This is a genomic window from Marivirga sericea (assembly GCF_900177665.1).
Taxonomy (GTDB): domain Bacteria; phylum Bacteroidota; class Bacteroidia; order Cytophagales; family Cyclobacteriaceae; genus Marivirga; species Marivirga sericea.
Map to the genome: position 1 here is coordinate 157636 of NZ_FXAW01000010.1, position 17133 is coordinate 174768.

15 protein-coding genes are annotated in these 17133 nt (G+C 36.9%); 3 read left to right on the forward strand and 12 right to left on the reverse strand.

Features of this window, described 5'->3' with window-relative positions:
- The first annotated feature begins 104 nt into the window (after window positions 1–104).
- Both B9Y84_RS19200 and B9Y84_RS19205 read left to right on the forward strand, forming a co-directional pair.
- On the forward strand, window positions 105–860 hold the full coding sequence (locus tag B9Y84_RS19200; RefSeq protein ID WP_085519023.1) for a 2OG-Fe(II) oxygenase: 756 nt from the start codon (window positions 105–107) through the stop codon (window positions 858–860).
- 10 nt (window positions 861–870) lie between these two features.
- Window positions 871–1647 (forward strand): class I SAM-dependent methyltransferase, encoded by a 777-nt coding sequence (locus tag B9Y84_RS19205; RefSeq protein WP_085519024.1) that lies wholly within the window; start codon window positions 871–873, stop codon window positions 1645–1647.
- 9 nt (window positions 1648–1656) lie between these two features.
- Here the strand turns inward: B9Y84_RS19205 and B9Y84_RS19210 are convergent, their stop codons facing one another.
- The 12 genes from B9Y84_RS19210 to B9Y84_RS19265 form a co-directional block, all read right to left on the reverse strand.
- Entirely contained in the window at window positions 1657–3012 is a 1356-nt protein-coding gene (locus tag B9Y84_RS19210) for a deoxyguanosinetriphosphate triphosphohydrolase (RefSeq protein WP_317043255.1), read from the reverse strand.
- Window positions 3013–3276: 264 nt separating this feature from the next.
- A complete protein-coding gene (locus B9Y84_RS19215; RefSeq protein WP_139828107.1) occupies window positions 3277–3903 on the reverse strand; it encodes a hypothetical protein in 627 nt (208 codons plus the stop codon).
- Entirely contained in the window at window positions 3900–4976 is a 1077-nt protein-coding gene (locus B9Y84_RS19220) for a hypothetical protein (protein ID WP_085519026.1), read from the reverse strand. The genes B9Y84_RS19215 and B9Y84_RS19220 overlap by 4 nt, the downstream gene beginning before the upstream one ends.
- A 377-nt stretch (window positions 4977–5353) precedes the next feature.
- Entirely contained in the window at window positions 5354–5818 is a 465-nt protein-coding gene (locus tag B9Y84_RS19225; protein ID WP_176223849.1) for a hypothetical protein, read from the reverse strand.
- Window positions 5805–6662 (reverse strand): 3-hydroxyacyl-CoA dehydrogenase NAD-binding domain-containing protein, encoded by an 858-nt coding sequence (locus tag B9Y84_RS19230; protein WP_085519028.1) that lies wholly within the window; start codon window positions 6660–6662, stop codon window positions 5805–5807. Before B9Y84_RS19230 ends, B9Y84_RS19225 begins: the two co-directional genes overlap by 14 nt.
- Window positions 6663–6718: 56 nt before the next feature.
- Window positions 6719–7744, reverse strand: coding sequence for a phenylalanine--tRNA ligase subunit alpha (gene pheS, locus B9Y84_RS19235; protein WP_085519029.1), 1026 nt, complete (start codon window positions 7742–7744; stop codon window positions 6719–6721).
- A 141-nt stretch (window positions 7745–7885) separates the two neighbouring features.
- On the reverse strand, window positions 7886–9787 hold the full coding sequence (gene asnB, locus B9Y84_RS19240) for an asparagine synthase (glutamine-hydrolyzing) (protein ID WP_085519030.1): 1902 nt from the start codon (window positions 9785–9787) through the stop codon (window positions 7886–7888).
- 30 nt (window positions 9788–9817) lie between these two features.
- Entirely contained in the window at window positions 9818–11236 is a 1419-nt protein-coding gene (locus B9Y84_RS19245) for a TolC family protein (RefSeq protein ID WP_085519031.1), read from the reverse strand.
- Window positions 11233–12609, reverse strand: coding sequence for an HlyD family secretion protein (locus tag B9Y84_RS19250; RefSeq protein ID WP_085519032.1), 1377 nt, complete (start codon window positions 12607–12609; stop codon window positions 11233–11235). Before B9Y84_RS19250 ends, B9Y84_RS19245 begins: the two co-directional genes overlap by 4 nt.
- The gene (locus B9Y84_RS19255; protein ID WP_085519033.1) at window positions 12602–14335 is read right to left on the reverse strand and encodes a peptidase domain-containing ABC transporter; all 1734 of its coding nucleotides are present in this window, start codon (window positions 14333–14335) and stop codon (window positions 12602–12604) included. The genes B9Y84_RS19250 and B9Y84_RS19255 overlap by 8 nt, the downstream gene beginning before the upstream one ends.
- A gap of 1 nt (window position 14336) precedes the next feature.
- Window positions 14337–15014: a TetR/AcrR family transcriptional regulator gene (locus tag B9Y84_RS19260; protein ID WP_085519034.1), complete on the reverse strand. Its 678-nt coding sequence runs from the start codon at window positions 15012–15014 to the stop codon at window positions 14337–14339.
- 75 nt (window positions 15015–15089) lie between these two features.
- Window positions 15090–16505 (reverse strand): FAD-binding oxidoreductase, encoded by a 1416-nt coding sequence (locus B9Y84_RS19265; protein ID WP_085519035.1) that lies wholly within the window; start codon window positions 16503–16505, stop codon window positions 15090–15092.
- Window positions 16506–16532: 27 nt separating this feature from the next.
- Here B9Y84_RS19265 and B9Y84_RS19270 point away from each other — a divergent pair, with 27 nt between their 5' ends.
- Window positions 16533–17030: a C40 family peptidase gene (locus B9Y84_RS19270; protein WP_085519036.1), complete on the forward strand. Its 498-nt coding sequence runs from the start codon at window positions 16533–16535 to the stop codon at window positions 17028–17030.
- The last annotated feature ends 103 nt before the right edge of the window (window positions 17031–17133 follow it).

Below are 17133 nucleotides of genomic sequence, written 5' to 3' on the forward strand. Positions count from 1 at the left end.
AGACGAATAGAAAAATCGAAAAATAGCAGGGAAATATTTTAGTTTTTATGTTAGCAAACTACATTTGAAGTGTATATTTGCGCCACGAAATTTTAAATTCCTTTATGGAACTTATTCAAAGTAAGCACTTTAGTCAAGAACAAATCGATCAATACAAGGAAGAGTTTGAATCTTCCAAACCTTTTCACCACCTTATCCTGGATGACTTTTTGTCAACAGAGGTTGCAGAGAAACTTCATCATTTTTTTCCTGAAGATGAGCTTTTCAATAAACCAAAAAAGGATAAACACGAAAATAAGCTGGAGGGCGATAAATTTGAGGAATATCCTCGCTTATTCAATTTGCTCAAAGAGGAAATTGCCCAACCGAAATTTCTGGAATTCATTGAAAGAGTGACGGGTATAAAAAATGCCTTCATCACCAACGATGGATTTGGTGTAGGCATTCAGAAAGGCAAAAAAGGATCTTTCGAAGATGTGCATGTGGATTTTAATATTCACCCAGAGAAAGATGTGCAAAGAAGGCTCAATTTGCAACTTTACTTGACCCCTAGGTGGAAACCTGAATGGAATGGGGCATTGGAAATGTGGAATGATTGTGTTTCAAAATGTAAAAAGGCCGTTTCTTGTAGATTTAATAGAGCGGTTATTTTTGAAGTGAAGGATACTTCATATTATGGATATACTAAGCCTTTGGAGTGTCCTGATAAAGAAGATAGAAAAATGTTTTCTGCTACTTTCTATACTAAAAAAGAAAAAGAAGACATTACATTTCATGATACCATTTTCCCTGAGCATCAAGAAGAAAAACCGCAGGTTTCCTTCTTTGATAGTATTAAAAAAGCATTAAAAGTCAGCTAAGCTAAAGATCATGGCCAACGTTTCTACTACGGAAATCACTTCCGATTCTATTGCATCTGATAATCCAATACATCAGCGACTTTTGTCAGCCTATGTTTATGCTCAGCCTCAAATTGAAGGTAATTTACTTGAAATTGGATGTGGAACAGGAAGAGGCTTGGCAATTCTGATTAACGCAGCAGATCATTATACAGGAATTGATAAATATAAAAGCTTGACTGATGAACTACAGCTTGAATATCCTCAAGCGGATTTTAAAGCCATGCATATTCCTCCTTTAAAGGAAATAGCAGATAATAGCTTTGATACGGTCGTTTCTTTTCAAGTGATTGAGCATATAAAGGATGATAAGACTTTTCTTAAGGAAATTCATCGAGTTTTAAAGCCAGGAGGAAAGGCAATAATTTCCACACCAAATAAGAAAATGACCCTTACTAGAAATCCGTGGCATGTGAGGGAATATTACGTAAAGGAACTGGAAGCGCTTTGCAAAAGTATTTTTTCTAAGGTGGAAGCGAATGGCATAGCAGGAAATGACAAAGTGATGGACTATCATGAAAGAAATAGGCAGTCCGTTAAAAAAATCACAAGATTTGATATCTTAAACTTACAGTATCGATTACCTGCACCCCTATTAAGAATACCTTACGAATTTCTGAACCGACTTAATAGAAATAAACTTGATCAGGCGGATAATGCCTTGGTGAAATCTATTACCGTTGCAGATTATTTTGTAAATGATAATGCAGAAGATTGCTTAGATCTATTTTATACTCTGGAGAAGTAAGAATAAATCTCACTTCATCCCTGGCAAACTAATACCCTTTAGTTTTCTATAAAGGTTAATTGCGTATCGATCAGTCATTCCACTAATGTAATCTATGCAAATCAAACTGATTTCATAAAGACTTGCCGTATCGGTAATTAATTCCTGATAGGTTTCCGGGAGCAGGCGAAAAACGGTTAGATCCTTTTTGCTCGATTCTTCTACCCCTTTTTGTGCTATAGAAGCTCCTAGAAATTCATCTAGTAGTCCCTCTAAAACACGGTGACCTACTACTTCAGTTTCCAAAACTAAATGTGATCGGTAGATTTTTTGAACAGAAACATCGATAATATCTCTAAGTACTCGTTTGGAAGGAATTTGGCTTAATAATGACGAATCGAATTTTCCTGTTAGAATATCTTCTTCATTGTTATTGAAGACATCAGCACATTCGTTGATAAGCTTATTAATACAAAGGGCTCGCAAATAAGCAATTTTTTCGTTTTTGCCTTTTGTTTTTTCAAGCTTTTCAGGTAAGTATGATTCTCCCAACACATTGGCTAGCAAATCTCTAGCTTGTTCAAACGTAACCCAACCTAATCTACACCCATCTTCCAAATCGATTACATGATAACAGATATCATCTGCAGCTTCCACCAAAAAGGTAAGAGGGTGACGAACCCAGCTCATTTCATTTGAAAGTCGAATTAAACCTAATTCGTTGGCTAATTCCTCGAAATAGTGCTTTTCTGTTTGGAAAAAACCATATTTCTTTTGACTTTTTCGACTGCTGTCTTTTTCGAAAAGATGGGCGGTTCTAGGATATTTACTAAAAGCCGCTAAAGTGCTATAGGTTAGTTTTATACCACGGTTATCAGGTCTATGGAATAAACGAAACCCTTGCGCATTCCCTTCAAAATGGGTCAAATCTTCCCATTCTTCAACAGAAACTTGCGATTGAATCCATTTGCCTAATTGGCTACTTTTGAAAAAGGCGGAAATTGCATCTTCTCCTGAGTGGCCAAAAGGGGGGTTTCCTATATCATGGGCTAGAGAAGCCGCGGCTACTATAGCACCAAAATCAAAAGAGGAAAAGCCTGAGTTTTCTAGCTCAGGATATTTTGCCACTATGGATTCGCCCACCTTTTTCCCCAATGATCTTCCTACAACACTCACTTCTAAGCTATGGGTCAATCTCGTATGGACAAAGTCTTCTTCCGGCAAAGGAACTACCTGGGTTTTGTCTTGTAATCTTCGGAATGGGTGAGAGAAAATGATTCTATCATAATCTTGCTCGAAGAAGGATCGAGCAGTAGATTGATTGGTATTTGTGCTTTGCCCTAAACGATTGGGGTTTAATAGTTTTAGCCAGTTCATTTTTTCCATAGCTTAAAATTAATGGAAAGAATTGAAAGAAGTATTGTTTTGGATAAAAGACTAAAAATATGCTTGCGATTAATTGAAATGCCTTGAGTTGCAAATAGTCAATGGCCTTAGCAAATCAGGTCATTGCCACTTCCCATATCCACAACCATATTCAAAAATAATAAGTTTACTTTACGCCTAGACTATCTGTGCTTGTACTGCCAGAAACTGCCAGTCTTGGAGCCAATACACTTAGTGTAATAAAGAATATCAGTAAAGTTTTTTTCATTTTTTTGTTTTAAAGCCCAAAATATATTTCCAACCTTCAACAGAATCTTCCAACCTGTTTGGATAAGAAAAGTCCTTTATTCCTCCATTTTTTTTATAATGAATAATTAAAATTGTAATTATTCGTGCCATAAGGTAAAACATAAACATAGCACCCAGAAAAAAGAAAAATGCCAAAAAGTCAATAAACGTTATACTTGGTTTTTTCTCAGGAACACCTGTAATGTATTTATTATCTATTCTTAACCTATCAATGCGATTACCGCTATTCTTAATAAAGACTTCGCCCTTAAAGGCTTTCAATTGCCTTTCAGTTAAAACGAGTGGTAAATTTTCTTTCCAATCAAAATCACCTGAGACCATCCCTTGCTCCTGAAACATGCTTAGCAGGCGGTTAATCGGATTTCCATCTTCCATAGTGAAACTTCTGGTATACTCTTTTTCCTCTCGTGTTTTAATTTGTAAAGAAACGCTTTCCATATTCATTCCTTGACTTAACTCTATTCTGGTAATTATAACAGGTTGGTCTTGCTCAGAACCGATATTATAAAAGACATAGCCCAACGTAAAGCATACGCCCTGAATTAAAATCAGACGAAATATAACATAGCCATAACTCATCATTCAAGTGGTTTTACTCGTTTGCCATCAATAATATTGCTATACTCCATATTCTCTTCTGGATCGAAAATGCAAGTAAAATCCCCATTGGGATGATTAGGTAGTGTGCTCAATACGAGTTTACCGTTTCCCAATAGGAGCCAATCAGTCAATTTTCGCTTAGCTCCCTGCTCATCTAATAAATCAAATTCCCATAATACATTGCCGCTTGTTTTACTAATTTTACCAAAAGAGCCTCTATGATGGATATAATAAAACCCCTCTTCATCGCTGAAACGGAGACGATATCCATATAGGTCTTCGGGAATTATAGTCACATCCCTTGTTAATTTACCAGTCGCCATATCAACACTTTTAGCCGTATGACCTCCTGAAAGCACTAAGCCATTTTCGTAATCAATAGTATTATATCTAAAATTATGTCGCCATGCTTCATCACCAGTTTCAGCATTGATGGCAATGGTATATTTAATCGGGTTTTCCCAATTCATTTGATCTTCATAGCCCTTATCTGTACGCAACTCATAGTGGTTGTAATCAAGAATAAGAAGATGTTGGTAAGCTTCGCACCTCACGATCTGCCATTCAAAATCCAGCCGCCATTTTTCATTGCCCGTGGAGGGTTCGATGCATTTTAGCCAGTTGTTTTGTTTTTTATGAAACATCTCAGCCTCAATGATGAAATTTTTATAAAAAAATAATTCATTTAATTTTGGTTTTTGATATCGAAAAATTTCTGAACCGGAAATTTCACTAACATATACCTTTTCACTAGGAGAATACCTGAGAACATTTTCTTTCATTTTGCTTATAAGATAAAACTCTCCTTCCTCTCTATAGATTTTTTTTTCATCAAATAGAACATATATATGTTTTTGTTTTAAGTCGGTTAAGACCAGCTTAAATGGAAAATAGTGATATGCGAATTTACCGTTGAGTAGATAATCATTTAACACGGAGCAATCATTGAGAGATCTAAATTGAAATATCCTTTCACTGTCATATGTCCCTTTAGTTGTCAAGACACTGGGGTATTTAGCAATTATGGACGTTATATCTAATTTCTTAAACTTCATTTATCTTCAAGGATTAATAATTTTAGAATAATGAGATTCAGTAATTATTTTGATTAAACCATCAATATCACCTTCAACTATTTCATCGACTTGTGACCCAAATAGTAGTCTATATTTCGACCATTCAGACACCTCAAAACAAATCTTTATTTGCCTTTAGAGCATTGTTCAGTTGCGTTTTATTTGGTGTCCATTTATCCGGATCAAAATAGAAGCCAAAATCATCCAAATTTTCAATTTCATCATTATGCAAATAATTGGTCAACTGTTTGGTGAAATTACTTCTTTCGAGTAAATCTTTCTTAAAAACGAACTCAAAATATCATTAACTTAATAAACACTTTTTGGTGGTTGTAAGCCTTGTATAGATTATAAAACTACCTATTCTCACTATTCACGATAGTATTGTCCAGATATAGATTTCTTCCTGATAGACTGGTGAAATATTCCCTTAACTTTCTGGGAGATGGACTATTGGTTGGATATCCGCTTAAATTATAAAAAGAATTACCGCATTCGCATTCTAAGTACTGTTGACCTGCATTCATGGATACAATGGAGCATTCCTTCTCAGGTTCGAAGGGGCAAGTACGTTCAAAAGCAGCGTAATCGTTTTCTGCTCTTTTGACTACAATTACCCCATTCACACCAACATCTGGCAAAATCACATTCTTTTCAAACTGTAAGTTTTGATAGCTGACTAAATCTAAATTAAGGGATAATTGAAAAGGATCAGGTAAAGGCAATTCATCTACAAACACCTCAGGGTTTTCTTCCCCGCAGCTTAAAAGTAGAAAAAAAGCTAAGAATAGAAAAAGTGAAAATTTCTTAATTGTAGTCATAAAATCCTTTGCCGCTTTTTCTTCCATGGTGGCCGGCATCCACTTTTTGTTGTTGAATTCTGCTTGGTCTAAATTTGCTATCGTGATAAAAAGATTCAAACATTGATTTAGTTACTGAAAAATTCGTGTCAACACCTATCAGATCCATTAACCGAAAAGGACCCATTTTAAATCCGGAACTTTCCACTAATCTGTCAATTTGTTCAAAATTGGCTACGTTTTCTTCTGCAATCTTCAGCGACTCTACATAAAAATGACGCGCTACTCTATTAACGATGAAGCCTGGAGAATCTTTCGCCATCACCGCTTTTTTACCCATTTTCTCAGCTAATGATTTGGTTGTAGCTGCAATTTCTGGATTTGTAGCTGCCCCAGATATCACTTCTACCAATTTCATGATGTGAGCAGGATTGAAAAAATGCATGCCCACTAATCTTTCAGGCTTTTGAAGCCCGGCTCCGATTTGTGTAATAGGAATAGAAGAAGTGTTCGTAGCTAAGATAGTTTTATCGCTATTAATTTTTTCTAATTGACTAAAGATGTCAATTTTTACTTGCAACTTTTCAACTACCGCCTCTATGATAACGTCAGCTTTTAATTCTTCTAAATCTGATATGAAACTGATATTGGCTAAACACGCTTCTTTTTGTACTGAATTTACTTTGCCTTTGTCAATCCCTTTGTCAAGGTTTTTAGTAACAGCAGTTTTGGCCTTATCTAGAGCAGCTTCTTGAATATCAAATATTGTGGTTTTATAGCCAGCCATTGCACTCATTTGTGCAATACCAGAACCCATGGTTCCTGCTCCTACTATTCCAATTGATTTGATTTCATTTAATTTCATAATGTCTTGATATTTAAATACTAGAAACGACCATTGCAGCAGATGTTGTTCATAATCTAACTCAAGTGCTTAAATTGATTCAAGAATCGAACGTCATTTTCGGAGTATAGCCGTAAATCATTTACCTGAAATTTAAGCATAGCTATTCTTTCAATTCCCATTCCGAAAGCAAAACCTGTGTATTCTTCAGAATCAATGCCGCAGTTTTCCAAAACATTGGGATCTATCATTCCAGAACCTAAAATTTCTACCCAACCGGAATATTTACAAATATTACAGCCCTTTCCTTTACAGATATTGCAGGAAATGTCCATTTCTGCACTTGGCTCCGTAAATGGAAAATAAGAAGGACGGAATCTCACTTTAGTGTCTTGCCCGAACAGCTCTTTAGCGAAATAATAAAGAGTTTGTTTTAGATCAACTAAGCCCACATTTTTATCCACAAAGAAGCCTTCTACCTGATGGAAAAAGCAATGTGCCCGAGCTGAAATTGCTTCATTTCGGAATACACGTCCAGGAGCTAATGTCCTAAACGGAGGTTTTTGATTTTCCATTACCCTAATCTGAACAGAAGAAGTATGTGTTCTCAAGGCAATGTCAGGATTGCTTTCAATAAAGAAGGTATCCTGCATTTCACGAGCGGGATGGTTTTCTGGGAAATTCAAGGCTGTAAAATTGTGGAAGTCATCTTCGATTTCAGGCCCATCTGCCACATTAAAGCCAATTTTCTGGAAAATTTCTACGATCCTATTATGAATGTAGGTTAAAGGATGAACGGTACCTAAGTTGACATTGGGGGGCAATGTTAAGTCAATTGGAGCAGACGATTTGCTTCCTGCATCACTGCTTTCTAAACCGGCAATCAGCTCTTTGAATTTTTCTTCCGCTTGCTGCTTTACCTCATTAACTGCTTGCCCATAGGCTTTTCGATCTTCAGGGGCAACATTTTTCATGTCAGCAAAAAGCTCTCCCAACACGCTTTTTCGACTAATAAATTTTAATCTATACCCCTCTAACTCTTCTTGAGTTTTGGCCGTGGCGGCTGAAATTTCAGCTTTTAATGCATTTATCTTTTCAGACATTGAATTTCTAATCAGTTTTACTAAAAAACAAAGTTAAACGAAAATGGGAGAATATTAAAGAAGTAAGATTGCTAGTTCTATAGTTGTTCAAAAAATGACGGAGGTAAAAGTAATCATCACTAGCAGGAAGCTAGCGCTAGGTCAAGCTTGTTCCATGTAACCTTCCCACCACTCCTGAAAAACGATTAAGCCCCAAATATGTGCATGACTATCTTCTGGGTTGCTCGAAAACAGCTTTTTCTTTAAAGATTTAATACCTTCCCAATCAAAGACATCTTGTGAATCAATTAATTCTTTGCTCAGCCATTTGTCATTGATTTCAGTTTTTAAATCTGTTCTGAGCCAATCCAAAAGAGGAACTTCAAATCCGTGTTTAGGTCGGTTATAGATTTTTTCGGGTAAGATATCCCTAAAGGTATCTTGCAAAATCATCTTTTTTCTTTTGTTATTCACTTTGAAATTCTCCGGCAAACTATTAGCAAAAGCGACTACGTCATGATCTAAGAAGGGAACCCGCACTTCTAATGCATTTTGCATACTCATGAGATCTACTTTTGCCAACATATCGCCTTGCAATACCATTTCTTGATCCAGCTGTAAAGATTGGTTGATGGACTTTGAATTTAGAGTTGAAAGTAAATTATCCTTCCATAAATCAAAAGCTTCGAAATCGACATCTTCTAGAACCGTATTAGATAATAAGTCGGTAGTTTGTCTTGCGGATTGTAAACTCGCCAATACCCAATATTGAGACTGTATATCTAATTTAGAAGCATCTGCAAACTTCTTTAATTGGCGAGTTAAATTTCCTAGTGGGTTATTTCTTGACTTCGGTAATAAATTCCATAATGGGCCAAGCGCACTCACCAAATTTTCTTTTGCTCCTGGATGCCAAAGTCTGTAGAGCGCAGCATGTTTGTTATATCCAGCAAAGAGTTCGTCTGCCCCATCTCCGGAAAGGGCAACCGTAACATTTTCTTTAGTCAGTTGACTTAAGGCATAAACAGGAAGAGCAGAGCTGTCGGCAAAAGGTTCGGAAAAGCTTTTGAGCATTTTAGGCAAATAGCTATATAGATCCTCAAGGCTCAGGGAGAAAACTTGATGTTTGGAACCTATATGTTGAGCCACTGCATTGGCATATTCAGTTTCATCAAAAAAAGAATGATCTTTATAGCCAATTGAAAAAGTATGCAACCCGTCTACTTTTTTTGAAGCAAGGGTTGAAATGATAGAAGAATCTACTCCCCCACTTAAAAAAGTGCCCAAAGGAACATCCGCCACCAATCTTCTTTCCACAGCCTTTTCCATCAATCCTTGAAGTTGGAATTTTGCATCTTTGTAAGTGCCTTGAAATGGATTATCAAAAGTGGCTTTTAATTCATAATATGAATTGATTTCCACGGACTTCTTTTTGATCACTGCATATTGACCAGGCATTAATTTTTTTACCGCTTTCACCATAGTCATCGGGGCCGGTAAATAATTTAATTGGAGATAAGTATAAAGTGAGTTTGTATCTAAATTTCTGTTGATTCCGAATTTGAGAATAGCTTTCAGTTCGCTAGCAAAGATAAAGCGGTCTTCATCTTCGAAATAGTAGAGTGGTTTAATTCCGTAACGGTCTCTGGCGACCAACATTTCTTCTTTTTGTTGATGATAAAATGCAAAAGCAAAAAAACCATTCAGTTTATTTAGAGCATCTTTTCCTTCATGTATTAACAATTGTAATAATACCTCCGTGTCTGATTCAGTTTCAAATTGAACTCCTTTTGAAGTTAAATCCTGTTTAAGACTTTTGTAATTATAGATCTCACCATTAAAAACCAATTGGTAGCGGCCATTTTCTGCAGACATTGGCTGATTGGCCTGGGGATTAAGATCAATAATTGACAATCGCCTGTGACCTAATGCTACAAAATCACCCACAAAGACTTTCTGAAAATCAGGACCTCGGTGCTCTAAAGTTTCCGTAGCCAAAGAAATATTAGGAAGGTTGAACCTGCCGATTTCATTAAATGCAAATACTCCGGTTATGCCACACATGTTGCGAAGATAAACAATAATTTGATGTGCTTATGGATTAACCCACAATTCAGGTTTTGCCCCCAAACTGTGCAACCACTGTCGGTAGTACAATCGATATTTGGCTTGCAAATCGATATACTTCATTCTTGCATTTACTAAGCTCATTTGTCGGTAGTTGATCAAGAAAATACTGCTTTCACCTATCTCAAATTTCCTAAGCTCTGCTTGTAGTAGACTTTCATATTGCAATACAATATTGCGGTAGGTCTCCAGCTGTGCAGAAATATTTTCAAAAGTATTTTCATATTGCCTGGCTTTATTTCGTATAGTCAGCCTTTTTTGCTGTAGCTCGAAATTGGTGTTCTCCAGTTTTATTTCATTCATTCTTAACTCTCCCCTTGGCTGGCGCAATAAAAGAGGCATACTAAAACTCAATCCCCAATTATAATTGTCTAGCCCACGAATTTCATTGATATTTCCTGCTGGGTCTTGCAATAGGTTATATTCTAAATCGAGTTTGGGTTTTAGTTTTTCCCGTTTTAAGCGGTTGTCAATCTGCAGGCTCTGGATTTTAAGCTCTTTATCCCTGATCGCTGGGTGTTCTTGAATAAAAATTGGCAAACTTGCCCTGAGGCTGTCGATTTTGTTCTGAGATATATTGTTTATGGCAGTTGCTTGTAATTCAGACTCCTGCAGCGGTTGCTCTTGACCCCATAAAAAAGTGAACAGATTTAGCTTTGCGTTAGCTAAATCAACTTCTAGTTGTTGGTTTTGGATGGATAAATTTTGCAATTGAATAGATGCTTCTAAGGTATCTACTGCAGGTTTATCACCCTGTTCGTAAGAAGTTTTGTAGTTTTGAAAATTATCTTCCGCAAGCTCTATTGCCTCTTCAATCACTACTTTCTGATATTGGAACTTTGCAAACTGCCAATAGTAATGGCTTCCTTCCAAAAGAATGTCAATCAACATTAATTGAGCTTCATTTTCAAACGCTCTTCTGTCTACGAATGCTTTTTGTAATGCTGCCCGTCTATCATCTATAAACAAACCTTGCAAAACGGGAACACTCACACCGGCATACCATAAACCAGCATTGGGTAAAGTAGATTCTCGACTAAGAAATTGCCCTTCCGTCCAGTCATATCCACCCTGAATGGTGATTCCTGTTCGGGTCGGCAAGCTAATACCAGATTCGCTGTATTGGTAGTAATTTTTCTGGTCGTAATATTTCTGTTTGTTTTTTGAGAATAACTGTGGGTCAAAATTTCCTTTGGCTGCCATCACAGCAAAGTCCCCCATTTCTCGTAGGTTTTGCGCTTGCTGAATTAAAGGATGGTTTTCCATAACCAGCGATAGGAAATTCTGCTCACTTAGTTTATCAGTGTTCAAGATTTCTTGAGCGTGCACCTGAACCGGCAAACAAAAAATCACGAAATAGGCAATATGTTTCAATCTACGGATCATTTCTTTGCCTTTCCTTCTAGTTTTACACCGTCATTTGCCTGTCCTGTATTTTCAGGGGTGTAGAAGTTAGGTGGAAAACCGTTGATTTGTCGCCATATTTCATACCAAACGGGTACAATGTCTAACAAAGCCAATCCATTTGTTCCACCACCTACTCTTAACGCATTAGGCCACTCTGGTTCATCAGGATCTTGTGCAATCAAGATTCTGTATTTTCCATTTGGACTAATGAAGCGATCAATGGCTACTACTTCTCCCCCAAATGTACCATAGGTAATAATTGGCCACCCTGAGAAAACAATTGAAGGCCATCCGTCAAATATGAGTCTTACTTCGTTGCCTACATTAAACAATGGTAAGTCTCTAGGCATAATATACATTTCAACAGCAAAATCAATATCTGCAGGCATGATCGACACCAAGGACTCCCCCGCCTTGATATTTTCACCTATTCCAGTACTTACTGCTCTAGTGATATATCCTTTTTGGGGTGCTGTTACATAATAAAGACCGAATCGAACCTGATAATTAGTAAGTTGATTTTCCATTTTAACTACTTCCGCCTGAGCATTTTGTAACATGGAGCGTGTAGTAAACTGTTCGGAACGAGCTTTTTGCAGCTTGTCAGTGTATTCGTTATAGATGGAATTCAATTCAATTTTTGCATTAAGATATTGATTTCTACTGCTCAATAATTTACTTTCGATGCTTATTTTTTTGGCGAGAGATTCTTGATATTTATTGGTTTTCATCTCTAGGTCTGTTAATGATTTTAGACCTTCTTCGTAAAGCTCTTTTTGCCGGTTGACCTGCTTTTCGGCAATGATTAAGTTCACCTGTGCCGCTTCATAATCAATGCTGTCTGCTTGAATTTTTAATTCTGCTTGTCTAAGATAATTTTGGGCCTGTTCTAATTTTAGTTCTCTATTTTCTCTTATGGCACCAATTTGATTGCTAAGGGCATTTATTTTGTCTTGGTAAAATTCCAAAGATTGTCTCTTAGCATTGATTTGCTCTTGAGTTCTCTCCAGTAATTGTGGATCAAAATATTCGTCTTTTATCTCTCGTATAAATAAAATAGTATCTCCCTTCTCTACCATGTCACCTTCTTGCACATGCCATTCTTCAATTCGACCATCAATGATAGAGTTTAACTCTTGAGGACGATGCGAAGGAGAAAGAGCGGTCACTTGGCCGTTGCCACGGATATTTTGGGTCCAAGGAAGAAAAGCTACACCTATCACTAGCAAAAGAAATGTCAAAAGCAGTCTTTTCAGAACTTTGTCTGCTCGGATTTCTTCAAAGATCTCAAAAGATTTATATTTTGAGGTATCTATTTTATCCTTTATTGATTGAGGGCTAATATTAAGCATTTCTATCTAAACAAATTTTTTCAAACCATTCATTATCTCGAGCTTCGGAAGCAGGTAGGTCGTGTACAATTACCCCGTTTTCCATACCGATCACTCTGTCGCATTTTTCTAAAATTCTCATGTCATTGCTCACCATCAAAATGGTTTTGTCATTGCTTCTATCTAGCAGGTGATCTACAAACTTCATTTTTTCATCTCTGGAAGTAGTGCCGAACACATCTTCCCAAAGAACGAGTGCTTTGTTCCCAAGTATCCCTCTTGTCCATAAAATCTGTTGTTGCACCTTTTTAGGAAAGGCTTTATCTCCTGGATACAATATCATCTGATATCCTTCTTTTGTAGCTTCTAGATATTCGGCAAGGCCTGTGATTTCAGCTGCCTTTTTTAGCTCCTCAAAGCTGCTCATGGGTGAGCCAATAGAAATATTCTCCTCAATAGTTCCTTGAAAAATGCTTCCAGTGGTCATACAATCTCCAATTTGTCGCCTTATGTCGGACAATTTCATTTCTTGCAGCGATGTGTTATTATATAAAATATTGCCTTCGTAATCGCTATACCAACCACAGATGAATTGTAGCAGAATTGCTTTACCCGCATTTGCACTGCCGGCAATGGCAATTTTTTCGCCACTCTTGATGTCCAAATTTATATCATTGAGAAATATGTGTCCGGAATCTTTATCAGAGTATTGCACATTTTTCAGCTTTATACCCATCCCGTCTTGCTGTGTAAAAGGTTTGTTGCCTGATAGGTATTCCTCCAAAGGCAAATCTGTTACGGCCGCTATTTTTTCAACCGAAGTCAAGACATCGTATACAGCCTCAATTGTGAAAATAATTTTTTCAACCGAATTTATTATTAGAATAACGATGATTTCGGCAGCTACAAATTGCCCAATGTTCATTTGCTGCTCGATTACCAGTATTCCTCCTATGAGTAAGAGACCAGCGGCCACTACTGCCTTAAAGCCGATCATTAAAGAGAATTGGTTGATTATGACCTTGAAGTGGTTTTTCCTAGCATTAATATAATCGTTGGTATGCTCGTCATTTTTTTCCAATGGCAATGTAGAGTCGCCAGCCATTTTAAAACTTTCAACGTTTCGGGCGAGCTCCTCTAGCCAATGTGCTGTTTTGTATTTATGCTTTGATTCTACCAAACTTGTTTTTAGTCCACGAGGACCAGTTAGCCTCACAATTAAGAAGATCAGCACGATCAGGAAAAAAGAAAAGATAATGAAGAAAGGATGGTAGAACGAAATAAGAATTAAACCGAAAACAATCTGGAAAAAGGCGGTGGAGAAGTCTATCAAAATTTTAGAAAGCCCTTTTTGCACAGACATAGTATCGAAAAAACGATTGATTAATTCAGGCAAATATTGTTGCTTAATTTGATCGATTTTCAGACGTGGGATTCTATAGGCAAATTCAAAGGATGCGCGGCTGAAGATTTTTTGTTGCAGCACTTCATTTACTGTTAACTGCCGTACCTGCAGATAGCCATTTGCAACGATTCCGAAAATTACCAATACCACAAGGATGATCCAAGAGGTACTTACTTGCCCTCCCATGATAAGGTTAATGATTGCTTGAATACCCAAAGGCAATGAAAGACTTATTAGTCCTGCGAAGACAGCATAAATATATATGGTAAACACCAGACTTTTTTCAGGCTTTAAGAGCTGGATAAATCTTTGGAAGGGGTGAGTTTTAAAAGTATCTGCCATTTTAGTGCTTCAGGTTTTTTAATATAATCTGATAAAAAACATTTGATAATTCATCTTTATCAGACTTAATATCAGATAATGAAGGCATATGCATTGCAAAATATTGCTGGTGCAATATACCAACTATACTTGTTGATGCTAGAGTATTAGCATAACTAAATGTCGGGTTTATTTCTTTCATTATATCAGCTAAGCGCTGGGATACTTTCTTAAAAGTTAAGAAAAGCCCGAATTGATTTTCAGTATCGACCTCTTTAGTCAAATATGCCTTAGAAGATTCTGAAATCACTATACTGATTAATTGTTCGAAATTTAGGGCGCTGATGCTTTTGTCTTCTGCATCAGGCTTACAAAGTACCTCCACAGCTCGCTTTAGTTTTGCATCTGGATTTGACAAGTTGTGGGTGTGAAAGGCTAATTGAATTTCAATCCAGCTCCAGTACCAATTATAAAAATAAAGTAATAATTTATGTTTACTTTCAAAATAACGATAAATAGAACTTTCGGTGGTGCAGAGCGCTTTTGCCAGCTTTCCAAAAGTGAAACTCTCTAACCCCATTTCATCAATCATTAACAAAGATTGTGACAGAATTTTTCTCCCTAGGTCTGAAGATTCTGGATCCTTTTGAAAGAGACGAGGGTTTAGCTCAATTTTTATAGAAGAAAGTAAATTGTCCACCGATAGTTTTTTACACGCACTATTAAAAGTATTACTACCGGGAAACGGATAATCTCTATTGTGGTTTAAAAATTCTTAAAATATTTTTTCAGGATTTAAAATATTGTTGGGGTCGAATACATTTTTGATACCTCTCATCAGGTCTAATTTTACCTTTCCCATCGCCATTTGCATGTAAGGTCTTTTGGCAATGCCGATTCCATGCTCGCCTGAAAGCGTGCCGCCTAGGCGAACTACTTCTTCGAAAATTTCACCTATGCCTTCATTCACTTCTTTATTCCAGTAGTCATCACTTAGGGTTTCTTTCATAATGTTGATATGGAGATTACCATCACCTGCATGACCATAACAAACGGAATTAAACCCGTATTTTTTGCCAACTTCTTTAATATAGACGATCAAAGCAGGGAGGTTTCCTCTTGGCACCACAACATCTTCTGCCTTAGTCAGTGAATATGCATTAACGGCTGGACTAACATTTCGTCTTAATTTCCACAATTCATCTTTTTGAGCTTGTGTATCGGCAAAAAGAACTTCGCCCCCGGTATCAAAATCATCTAATACATTCAAAATGACTTCCGCCTCATTCATCATGACTTCTTCATCATTTCCATCCAGCTCTATTAACAAATGTGCTTTAACGTGATCAGGTAAATCAACATTTACTGTTTCGCCCATTTCTTTTTTAATGTAGTCTTGGGTTTTCTCGATTGCATCTCGTTCCATAAATTCCATTCCAGAAGGAGCAATTCCTGCTTTGAAAATAGCAGCAATGGCTCTACAAGCTTCTTCATTGCTAGTAAAAGGAGCTAATAAAGTCACATCTTTTCTTGGGTATGGGCGTAATTTGAATACTATTTTTGTAATAACACCTAAAGTTCCTTCACTGCCGCACATCAGCTGAGTTAGATTGTAACCGGTACTGTTTTTCAATACATTGGCGGCAGTCCAAATTATTTCCCCGTTTGGCAGCACCACCTGCATATTCAAAACGTAATCTCTCGTAACACCATATTTTACGGCTTTTGGTCCACCTGCATTTTCTGCTAAATTACCGCCTAAAAAACAGGTGCCTTTACTAGATGGGTCGGGGGGATAAAATAATCCTTTTTCTTTTACAGCATTCTGAAAAACTTCAGTAATAACGCCAGGTTCAACAGTTGCCTGCAGATTTAATTCATCTATAGCTAAAATAGAATTGAATTTCTCCATGCTAATCACAACGCCTTTTTTGGTTGGTAATGCTCCTCCACTTAAACCGGTTCCTCCACCTCGAGGTGTAACCGGAATTAAGTGCTGATTGCACATTTTCATGATAGCACTGATTTCTTCTGGGGTAGATGGTTTTAACACCACATCTGGCATAAAGGAATAGTCCTCTGTGTGATCATGAGAATATTTATACTTGTCTTCATCTAGCAAAAAGGCATTTTTTGTACCTACTATGCTGACCAATTCCTCAAAAATGCTTTGATTTGTAACTGTATCCATGAACTAATTGATTTCTGACTAAGAATTATGCTTCAACACAAATTTAGGAAAATATATTCCATCCAATTGATTTTATTCCTACTGATTGTGATTTTACTATCGGGATGCGCTATAGGTAAAAAAAGAAAGCTGCGCGATAGAAGACTGGATACCATAATTCAAACGGCTCGCTCTTACACCGGTACACCTTATAAATGGGGAGGAGTTAATCGCTCAGGAATGGATTGTTCAGGTCTATTATTTGTCAGTTTTAAGGCAGGGGATGTTAATATCCCTAGAGTTTCGAGAGATCAGGCTAAAGTTGGTAAAAAAGTGAAGTTCCGAAAATTGCAGGAAGGAGATGTAGTGTTTTTTGCCATGGGAAAAAGAAGGAGGAGAATTACCCACGCAGGCCTAATAACGGAAGTCAGAGGAAATAAAGATGTGCGTTTTATTCATGCTTCCTCCAGCGTAGGCGTAGTTGAAGCTAATATTTACACAGATTATTATAAAAAGAAATTCAGGAAAGCCAGAAGGTATTTTTAGAAATGGATTTTTTCTATAGCTTTGCAAGCCTTTGACAACTATCTATTGTCAACGGTTTACTTTAAAATGGGGCATTAGCTCAGCTGGCTAGAGTGTCCCGACT